At 73.1% G+C, this 11,030-nt stretch carries 3 protein-coding genes; all 3 read left to right on the top strand.

What is annotated here, in order from left to right; all coding sequences use genetic code 11:
- The coding region (locus ACWGIG_RS31345) for a phosphopantetheine-binding protein (protein ID WP_453325070.1) at window positions 1-232 on the top strand (232 nt) is incomplete at its 5' end.
- Window positions 233-391: 159 nt separating this feature from the next.
- Entirely contained in the window at window positions 392-9,718 is a 9,327-nt protein-coding gene (locus ACWGIG_RS31340; protein WP_453325069.1) for an amino acid adenylation domain-containing protein, read from the top strand.
- The gene (locus tag ACWGIG_RS31335) at window positions 9,715-11,001 is read left to right on the top strand and encodes an MFS transporter (RefSeq protein ID WP_453325068.1); all 1,287 of its coding nucleotides are present in this window, start codon (window positions 9,715-9,717) and stop codon (window positions 10,999-11,001) included. The genes ACWGIG_RS31340 and ACWGIG_RS31335 overlap by 4 nt, the downstream gene beginning before the upstream one ends.
- Window positions 11,002-11,030: the final 29 nt, after the last annotated feature.

Genomic DNA, 11,030 nt, shown 5'->3' with positions numbered 1-11,030 from the left:
GATCTGGTCGGAGGTGCTCGGCATCGAGCGGGTCGGCATCGCGGACGAGTTCTTCACCCTCGGCGGCGACTCCATCAACAGCCTCCGCATCGTCGCCAGGATGCGCACCGCATTCGGCGTCGAGGTCACCCCGCGGGACCTCTTCGAGGCCCCGACGATCGCCGCCCTGGCCACGACCATCCGCGACCGGATCCTGGCGCTGGTGCTGGAGATGGCCGCCGCTCAGTCCTGAACGCGTCGGAACCAGCATCGCCGAGGACCGAGGACCGAGGACCGAGGGCCGGAGTCCCCGAGCTCAGCGTCCCTGGGCCCCAGTGTCTCCGAGCTCCAGCGTCCCTGGGCTCCAGCGCCTCCGCAGCCGGACCAGTGCTTCTGAATGGGAGAAAACAGCATGGAACTGCCCCCCGCCGCGAAGGACCGGTTGTCGGAGCTTCCCGACCACCTGCGGGAGCTCGTCATGCGGCAGCTCGCCGGTGCGGCAGAGCCCGTCGCCGAGGACCGCTCGATCACCCCGGCGCCCCGGGACGGCGCGCTGCCGTTGTCGGCGGGCCAGCAGGGGCTGTGGTTCCTGACCGAACTGGACCCCGGCAGCGTCGAGTACAACGCCCCCCGGGTGCTGCGCCTGACCGGCGACCTGAACGTCGAGGCGCTGCGCGCGGCCCTCGACGGCGTGGTCGCGCGGCACGAGGCGCTGCGCACCACCATCGGCGAGGTCGAGGGCCACGGCACCCAGGTGGTGCACGAGCCGGGCCGCGTGCCGGTCGAGGTCCTCGACCTGTCCGGCCTGCCGGAGCCCGAGCGCGCCGCGGGACTCGACCGCTGCCTGGAGCGCGAGGGGTCCACCCCGTTCGACCTGCGCCGCGGCCCGCTGTTCCGGGTGTCGCTCGTGCGCCTCGCCGCGGACGAGCACGTGCTGGTGCTGGGGCTGCACCACATCGTCGGCGACGGCTGGTCCATCGGCATCCTGGTCGACGAGCTCAACACCGGATACGCGGCGTACGTGCGCGGCGAGCCGGCCGCGCTGCCGGAACTGCCGGTGCAGTACGCCGACTTCGCCGTCTGGCAGCAGGAACGCCAGGCCGGCCCCGACGTGACGGGACAGGTCGACTACTGGCGGCGGCAGCTGGCCGGGCTGTCCCCGGTGGAGATGCCGACGGACCGCCCGCGGCCCCCGGTGCGCGGCTCCGCGGGCGCGGTGCACGAGATCACCGTGCCCGCGGCGCTCACCCGGCGGCTGACGGAACTCGGCGCGCGCAACGGCACCACGCTGTTCATGACCCTGGTGGCCGCGAGCCAGCTGCTGTTCGCCCGGTACTCGGGGCAGCAGGACATCGCCGTGGGCTCGGTGACCGCGGGCCGCAGCCGGGTCGAGCTGGAACACCTCATCGGCTACTTCAGCAACACCGTCGTGCTGCGGTCCCAGGTGGAGGAGACGCGGACCTTCACCGACTTCCTCCGCGACGTCCGCTCCACCGTGCTCGACGCGTTCGCCCACGAGGAGGTCCCGTTCCAGCGGCTGGTCGACATCCTGCGGCCGGAGCGCGACCCGAGCCGACCGCCCCTGGTGCAGGTGATGGTCAACCTCCAGGCCGCGCAGGACGGCAAGGCCGAACTGCCCGGCCTGCGGGTCACGGAGATCGACCCGCCGCTGCACGTGGCCAAGCTGGACGTGTCCTTCGACTTCTTCGAGCACGAGGGCGCGCTCACCGGCTACGTCGAGTACAGCACCGACCTGTTCGACCGGGCGACGATCGAGCGGATGAGCGGGCACCTGCTGACCCTGCTCGACGGCCTCTCCGCACGGCCGGACGAGCCGATGCGGGCGATGCCCATGCTCACCGGACCCGAGCTGCAGCGGCTGATCACCGAGTCGAACGGTCCCGCGATGGAGTTCGACTCCTCCCGGTGCGTGCACGAGCTGTTCGACGAGCAGGCCGCGCTCACGCCCGACGCGGTGGCGGTGAGCTGCGCGGGCGAGCAACTGACCTTCGCCGCGCTGGCGGCCCGGGCCAATCAACTGGCGCGGCACCTCTCCGGCCTGGGCGTGGGCCCGGGAACCCTGGTCGGCGTGTGCGTCGAGCGCGGCGTGGGCGCGATGGTCGCGCTGCTCGGCGTGCTGAAGGCGGGCGCGGCGTTCGTACCGCTCGACCCGGACTACCCGGCGCAGCGCCTCAGCATGATGCTGGACGACGCCGCCGCACCGGTCGTCGTCACCGAGACCGCCGTACTGGACCGCGTCGCCGGGCACGAAGGCACCGTGGTGTGCCTCGACCGCGACCGGGCGGTGATCGAGGCCCTCCCCGACGGACCGCCGGAGTCGGGGGTCACCGTGGACGACCTCGTCTACGTGATCTACACGTCGGGCACGACCGGCAAGCCCAAGGGCGTGCTGATCAACCACCGCAACGTGCACCACATCCTGCGGGCCTGGAACGCCCGCTACGGGCTGGACGAGATCCGCGGCCGGGCCCTGTGCGTGGCCAGTTTCGGCGTCGACCTGTTCTTCGGCGACTTCCTGTTCTCCGCGCTCTTCGGCGGCGAGATGGTGGTGTGCCCGGCGGAGGTGGTGACCGACCCGCCCGCGCTGGCGGACCTGATCGCCGAGGTCAGGCCGGAGATCCTGGCCACCACCCCGTCGCTGGCCAGGGCGGTCAGCACCGAGCTGGCCTGGCGGGGCGGCGGCGGCCTGGAGTCGGTGCGGCTGCTCTCCCTCGGTGCCGAGGGCTGGCTTGCGGGCGACAGCGCCGACCTGCTCGAACACGTCGGCCCCGACACGCTGGTGGTGAACGCGTACGGCGCCACCGAGACGACGGTGGACTCCACCGTGTTCGCGCTGCGCGGCGATCCGGTCGAGCCCTCGCCGATCGTCCCCATCGGCAAGCCGATGGTGAACACCAGTGTGTACGTCGTGGACGAGCAGCTCCGCCCGGTGCCGATCGGGGTGCCCGGCGAGCTCTACATCGGCGGCGGCGGCGTGGCCCAGGGGTACTGGCGGCGGCCCGAGCTGACCGCCGAGCGGTTCCCCCGTGACGTCCTGGGGCCCGGCACCGGCAGGTTCTACCGGACCGGGGACGTGGTGCGCTGGCGCGGCGACGGCAACCTGGAGTACCTCGGCAGGGCGGACGACCAGGTCAAGATCCGCGGCTTCCGGGTGGAGCTCGGCGAGGTGGAGACCGCACTGGCCCGCCACCCCGACGTGGCCACCGCGGCGGCGGTCGCACGGCGGGGCGACTCCGGCCACACCCGGTTGTTCGCGTACGTGGTGGCGGCCGGCACGCGGGCCCCCGACCTCGCCGAACTCCGGGCGTTCCTGGCCGGCAACCTTCCGAGCCAGGCAGTGCCTTCGGCGATCATGGTTCTCGACGAGCTGCCGATGACCCCGAACGGGACCCTGGACCGGCGCGCCCTGCCCGAGGTGCCCGAGCCCGAGGCCGACCCGTCCCGCCGCGTCCCGCCGCGCACCCCGGTGGAGACCGTCCTCGTCGACGTCTGGGCGAAGGTGCTGGGCGTGGAGAGCGACCGGATCGGCGTCGAGGACAACTTCTTCAACCTCGGCGGCGACTCGATCCTCAGCCTCCAGGTGGTGTCGCTCGCCCGGCGCTCGAACCTCCGGCTGACCAGCAAGCAGATCTTCCTGCGGCAGACCATCGCCGAGCTCGCGGGCGAAGTCACCATGGTGACCGCCTCCCACGCCGAGCAGGGTCCGGTGGTCGGCCCGGTACCGCTGACGCCCGTGCAGCACTGGTACTTCGAGGAGTTCCCCGACACTCCGGGCCACTTCAACCAGTCCCTGTTCCTCGAACTGGACGCGGAGGTCGACGCCGACGCGTTGCGCGCGGCGTTCGTGGCCGTGCTCGACCACCACGACATCCTGCGCATCCGGGCCGAACGGGTCGGCGGGACGTGGCGGCAGCACAGCACGGCCGCACCGGACAGCGCGGTGGACTCCACCGTGTTCGAGTCCTTCGACCTGTCCGCGCTCGACGCCGCCGCGCAGGACGAGGCGATACGCGAGGCGATCACCGCGGCGCAGACCGGGTTCGACATCCGCACCGGTCCGCTGTTCAAGGGCGTGCTGTTCACCCTCGGCGCCGACCGGGCGCCCCGGCTGTTCCTCGCCGCGCACCACTACGTCGTCGATGCGGTCTCCTGGCGGGTCGTCCTGGCCGACCTGGAGGCCGGGCACCGGGAGGCGGTGCGCGGGCAGAAGGTGGACCTGGGCGCGAAGTCCACGTCCTTCCGGGACTGGGCGCAACGCCTCAACGGCCTGGCGGCCGAAGGCGGGTTCGACGCGGAGCTGGAGCACTGGACCCGGGTCGAGCGGACCACCGTGGACGCGGCCACGCTGCCGGTGGACCACCAGGGGCAGAACACCGCGGGCTCCGCGCGCACCCTGACCCGGCGGCTGAGCGCCGACCGCACCGACGCACTGCTGCGCAAGGTGCCCGAGGCGTACCGGACGCAGGTGAACGACGTACTGCTCAGCGCCCTCGCCCGGGTGCTGCGCGACTGGGCGGGCGGCACCGTGCCGGTCGAGCTGGAGGGCCACGGGCGCGAGGACCTGTTCGGCGACGTCGACCTCTCGCGCACCGTCGGCTGGTTCACCACGGTGTTCCCCGTGGCACTGGAGCTGCCCGAGAGCGAGGACTGGGGCACCACCCTGAAGTCGGTCAAGGAGCAACTGCGCGCCGTGCCGTCCCGCGGTCTGGGCTACGGCGCCCTCCGGTACCTCGGCGCGCCGGGCGTACTGGGCCGGGGCCGCCAGTGCCAGGTCGGGTTCAACTACCACGGCCGCTTCGACGCCGGCACCGGCGACGCGGGACTCTTCCGCGGCTGGTGCGAGAACCCGGTGCCCGACCGGAGCCCCGAACAGGCCCGCCAGTGCCTGATCGAGGTCACCGGCATGATCCGCGACGGAGAGCTGGAGTTCGGCTGGGAGTACTCCGACCACGTCCACCGCGAGGAGACCGTCGCCCGGCTGGCCGAGGCGTTCCTCGCGGCGCTGGAGCAGATCGTCGAGCACTGCGCCCTGCCCGGCGCCGGCGGCTGCACCCCCACGGACTTCCCGCTGGCCGGTCTCGACCAGGCGGCGGTGGACCGGATCGCGGGCGACGGCCGCTCGGCGGAGGACATCTACCCGCTCACCCCGATGCAGAGCGGCATGCTGTTCCACTCGCTCGACGGCGACGGCGGCGACGTGTACCTCACGCACTTCGCCACGGTGCTGGAGGGGGTGGACGACCCGGGCAGGCTGGCCGAGGCCTTCCAGCGGGTGGTGGACCGCACCCCGATCCTGCGCACCGCCGTGGTCGGGTCCGACGCGGACGTACCGCTCCAGATCGTCCACCGCGACGTGCGGCTGCCCGTGACGCACCTGGACTGGAGCGACCTGTCCGACGAGCAGCGCCAAGCACGCGCGCGGTCGCTGTGGGAAAGCCTGCCCGCACTGGAACTCGACCTGGCCGAGGCGCCGCTCATGCGGCTGACCCTCGCCCGGCTGCCGGAGACGGGCGTCCAGGTGTTCTGGTCCTCGCACCACCTGCTGCTGGACGGATGGAGCTTCGCCGACGTACTGGCGCAGGTGTTCGAGGAGCATGCCGCGCTGAACGGCGCGCCGACCCCGGCGCCGAAGCCGCGCCGCCCGTACCGGGACTACGTGCAGTGGCTCGCCGAGCAGGACGACGCCGCCGCTGAGGAGCACTGGCGGCGCACGATGGCGGGCTTCACCGCGGCCACACCGCTGCCCTTCGACCGGGCGCCGCGGTCCGCGCACGGCACGCGGTCCTCGCGCGACGTGAACCTGCGGCTGCCCGCCGAGCGCTCGCGCAGGCTCTACGCATTCGCCAAGAGCGCCCGGCTGACGGTCAACACCGTCGTGCAGGGCGCGTGGGCGCTGCTCCTCGCACGGCACAGCGGTGAGCACGACGTGTGCTTCGGCGCGACGGTGTCGGGCCGCCCCGCGGAACTGGCGGGCGCGGACGAGATCGTCGGCCTGTTCATCAACACGCTGCCCGTACGGACGACCGTCGACAGCGGTCTCGACCTCGTGTCGTGGCTGCGGCGGATGCAGGACGAGCAGGTCGAGACCCGGCAGTTCGAGCACGTGTCGCTGGCGCAGGTGCGCAGCTGGAGCGAGGTGTCGAGGGACTCGGGCCTGTTCGACAGCATCGTGATCTTCGAGAGTTTCCCGTACGACCGGGACGCGGCCTCCCGGCACGGGCTCGTGGTCCGCGAGAGCACCGGCGCCGAGGAGACCAACTACGCGCTCACGCTCACCGCCTTCACCACCGACGAGCTGCACCTGCGCGTCGGCTTCGACCCGAGCCTGTTCGACGCGGACACCGTGGAGCGGCTCGCCGAACGCCTGGCGACCGTGCTGGACGCCTTCGCCGACCACGCCGAAGTCCCGATCGCCCGGCTGCCCGTGCTGCCCGCCGGCGAGCGGGCCGTCCTGCTGCACGAGTGGAACGCCACCTCCCGGCAGACCGGGCAGGCCACCACGATCGAGCTGTTCGAGCGGCAGGCGGCGGCCACCCCGGAGGGCACCGCGCTGGTGTGCGCGGACACCGAGCTGAGCTACGCCGAGCTGGACGCCCGCGCGAACCGGCTCGCCCACCACCTGGTGGCGCTGGGGATCGGCCCCGAGCAGACCGTCGCCCTGGCCTGCCCGCGGACGCCCGAGCTGCTGGTGTCCATGCTGGCGGTGCTGAAGACGGGCGCGGCCTATCTGCCGCTGGACCTGGACCACCCGCGCGAACGCCTGGCGTTCATGGTGCGCGACGCGGCCCCGGTCCTGGTGCTGACCTGCGACGCGGCCGTGCTCGACCTGCCGGAGGGCACCCCGTCCCTCTCGCTCACCGACCCGGACGTGGCCGCCGCGCTGGCGGACCACCCGGCCACCGGGCCGGACCCGTCCGCGCCGTCGAGCCCTTCGAACGCCGCGTACACGCTCTACACCTCCGGCTCCACCGGCAGGCCGAAGGGCGTGGTCGTCACCCGGGCGAACCTCCGCAACTTCGTGCTGGACATGCGGGAGCGGACCGCGATGACCCCCGACGACCGGCTGCTGGCCGTGACGACCGTCGGGTTCGACATCGCGCACCTGGAACTGTTCGTGCCGCTGATCAGCGGTGCGACCGTGGTGCTCGCGGACAAGGAACTGGTGCAGGACCCGCAGGAGCTGCGCCGGATCGTCCACGACGAGGGCGTGACCGTGGTGCAGGCGACACCGAGCCTGTGGCGCGGCGTCGTCGAGGGCGCTCCGGACGTGCTCGCCAGGATCCGGGTGCTCGTCGGCGGCGAGGCGCTCCCCGCGGAACTGGCCGAGGCCCTGACCACCGGATCGCCCTCGGTGACGAACGTCTACGGGCCGACCGAGACCACCATCTGGTCGACCGCGGCGGAGCTGACGCGCGGCGCGACCGGTGCGCCGCCGATCGGCAGGCCCATCGCCAACACCCGGCTGTACGTGCTCGACGCGGGCCTCCAGCCGGTTCCGCCCGGCGTGCCCGGCGAGCTGTACATCGCCGGCGAAGGCGTGGCGCGGGGCTACGCGAACCGTCCGGGACTGACCGCGGGCCGGTTCGTGGCCGACCCGTTCGGGCCGCCCGCCGAGCGGATGTACCGCACCGGCGACGTGGTCAGGTGGCGGGCCGACGGGGTCCTGGAGTTCGTCGGCCGGGTCGACGACCAGGTCAAGATCAGGGGATTCAGGATCGAGCTCGGCGAGATCGAGACGGTGCTGGACACCCACCCGCAGGTGGGCTCGGCCGTCGTGGTGGCGCGCGAGGACCGGCCGGGGGACCAGCAGTTGGTGGCGTACTACGTGCCGTCCGGGGACGCGTCGCCCACGGGCGCGGAGCTGAAGGCGTACCTCCGGCAGTACCTGCCGGGGTACATGGTGCCCGCGTTCTTCGTGGTGATGGACGTGTTCGAGCTGACGCCCAGCGGGAAGGTCAACCGGCAGGTGCTGCCGGCGCCGGGCGCCGTCGCCGACGCCGACGCGCCACGGGTCGCGCCGCGCGACGAGACCGAGGCCGCGCTGGCCGCGACCTGGGCGGACGTGCTCGGCCGCCCGGTCGAGGAGATCGACGTGACCGGCGACTTCTTCGAGCTGGGCGGAAACTCGGTACTGAGCGTCCAGGTGGTCTACCGTGCCCGGCGTGCCGGGTGGCACCTCGTACCGAAGGACCTGTTCTCGCACCCGACCGTCGAACGCCTGGCGAAGGTGGCGGTGCGGGCCGAGCCCCGAAAGGGCGCGGGGAACGGCGCGACCGGCCACGACGAACCCGCTGTCGCACGCCCCGGCATTCCCGCACAGCGCTCGGCGGCGCCGGTCGGCGCACCGGACCGCGCAGCGGACCACGTGCCGGACCGCGCAGCGGACCACACCGCGGGCCCGGCCGTCGGCCGCGAGTTCCTGGCCGCCAGGCTCGCCGAACTGGCGCGCGCGCACCGGGTACCGGGCGCACAGCTCGCCGTGCGCCACCAGGGCCGGCTGATCGTCGTCGAGACGGGGGAGCGGGTGGCCGGGACCGGACTGCCGGTCACCGCCGACACCGCGTTCCCCCTCGCCTCCCTGACCAAGCCGGTGACCGCGCTGCTCGTGCAGTTGCTGGCGGCCGACGGGCGCCTCGACCTCGACGCCCCGATCGGCGCGTACCTGCCCGAGCTCTCCGCCGCGGGCCCGGTCGGCCGGGTGACCCCGCGGCAGGCCCTCAGCCACACCGGTGGGCTGATCGCCGCGATCGACGAGCGGGTGCCGAGCGCGGACCGGCGCGCATGGGTCGAACGGCACTGCGACGAGAGCGCCGTGACGCACCCGCCGGGCACCGCGTTCTCCTACTCCGACGTCGGTTACGTGCTCGCGGGCCGACTCGTCGAAGTGCTGACCGGTACGGACTGGCGGACCGCCGTGGAATCGATGCTGCTGCGCCCGCTCGGGATCACGGCGGCGTACCACGCACAGCCGGGCGAACGGCCGATGGCGCAGGGGCACGTGGTGCAGGGCCGTGTGCTCCCCGTGCCCGAGCAGTCCTTCTCCCCGCTCGACGAGCCCGCCGTGGCGCTCGCGGCCAGTGCGGCCGACCTGGTGCGGCTGGCGGGCGTGCACGACCGGACCGCGTCCGGGGTGCTCGACCGCACGGCCGCCGACGCGATGCTCCACGACAGGACCGACGGCATCGCCGTCGGACCCTTCGGTCTCGCCGACGGCTGGGGGCTCGGCTGGTCCGTGTACCGCGGCGTGGACGGTGACTGGAACGGTCACGACGGCAGCGGCGACGGTACGTGGTCCCACCTGCGCTTCGACCCGGCGAGCGGGACGGCGGTGGCGCTCACCGCGAACGCGAACACCGGGCCAGGGCTGTGGGAGGACCTCCTCGCCGTTCTCGGCGGGGCGGGGCTCGCCGTGGCCAACCACTCGACGCGGGCGCTGTCCGAGCCGGGTGCGCCGGTCGCAGGGCCGCCCGAGTGCGCGGGGCGGTACGCCAACGGCGACTGGGACTGCGTGGTCGAGTCGCGCCCCGAAGGGCTCACCCTGTCCCTCGGGTCGGGGCCCCGTTCCGCGCTGACCTGCTACGCGGACCTGCGGTTCACCACCGAGGGCTGTGGGCTCCCGGGCACGGGCCGGTTCGTCCGCGACCCGGACACGGGCCGGGTCGAGCTGCTCCAGCTCGCCGGGCGGCTGCTCCGGCGTACCGGAGCGACGACCGGATGACCACGGAAGGGACGACCACGGACGGGACAGTCACGGGCGCGACAGCTACGGAGGGGACGGCCACCGAGCCGGGTCCCGGTTCCGTACCACCGCTGTCGCGCAACCGGAACTACCACGTGCTGTGGGGCAGTCAGCTGGCGTCCGAACTGGTCGGCCAGCTGTGCCTCATCGCGTTCCCGCTGATGGTGATGGCGGCGACCGGCTCAGCACTTCAGATGGGAGCCGTCGCCGCGGTCGTCGCGGCGGCGGGCATGGCGGCCAACGTTCCGGCGGGCGTGCTGGTGGACCGCTTCGACCGCAAGCTGGTCATGCTGGTGTGCCAGTGCGTCCGTACGGTGGCGATGGTGAGCCTCGCGGTGGCCCTGTTCTCCGGCCACTTCTCCTGGCCGCACGTGCTCGCGGTCGCGGTCGCGGAAGGGCTGATGGGCGCGGCCTTCGACCCGGCCGAACACGCCGCGCTGCCGCAGGTCGTGCACGAGTCGCAGCTGTCGCAGGCGGTGGCGCGCAACACCACGCGCCGCTACATCGCCACGCTGCTGGGCCCGGCGGGCGCGGGCTTCCTGTTCGTCGTCGACCCGATGGCCCCGTTCGCGGTCGCCGGCGCCCTGCTCGTGATGTCCTGCCTCGTGTTGTGCTTCCTCCGCCTTCCCGCGCACACCCCTGTCGTCGGGGAGCCCGAGAAGGCGGGCATGCTCGCCGAGGGGTTCCGGTGGGTGTGGGGGCACCGGGTGATCAGATCGACGCTCGTCTGGCTGATGTGCTGCGAGTTGTTCATCTCCGCCCTGATCATCATGGTGCTCGCGTCGGCGGGCGAGGAGACCATGGCCCCGGGCGAACTGGGCGTGATGATGACCGGGTTCGGCGCCGGCGGCCTGCTGGGCGCCGCGGTCGCGGGCCGGCTGCACGCCGCGCTGCCCGCGCCCGCGGTCATCATCGGGTTCCCCTGGATCGGGGCGGCGTTGACGCTGGTGCTGGCGCTGGTGCCGACCGGTGTGCCGACCGCCGTCGTACTCGGCGGGATCGCGCTCCTGATCCCCACCGCGTTCACGACGGTCATGACCTACCAGATCACGGTCGCACCCGACGAGCTGCGCGGCAGACTGAGCGGAATCGTCGGGCTCTTCGCGGGCGGCGCCGGTGCGCTCGGGCCGCTGATGGGCGGAGTGCTGATGGCGTCCGGCGACAGCCGAGGCAGCCTGATGATCTGGGGCGCCTTTCTGGCCGTCGTCGCCGTGGGCACCACCCTCAGCCCGACCCTGCGCCGGTTCCCCACGCTGAAGTGAGCAAGGCCGCGGCCCCCCACTTCAGGTGG

Source organism: Streptomyces sp. NPDC054863, from assembly GCF_053610825.1.
Note: the sequence above shows the minus strand (reverse complement) of the source record. Positions and strands in the feature narration are given on the sequence as shown.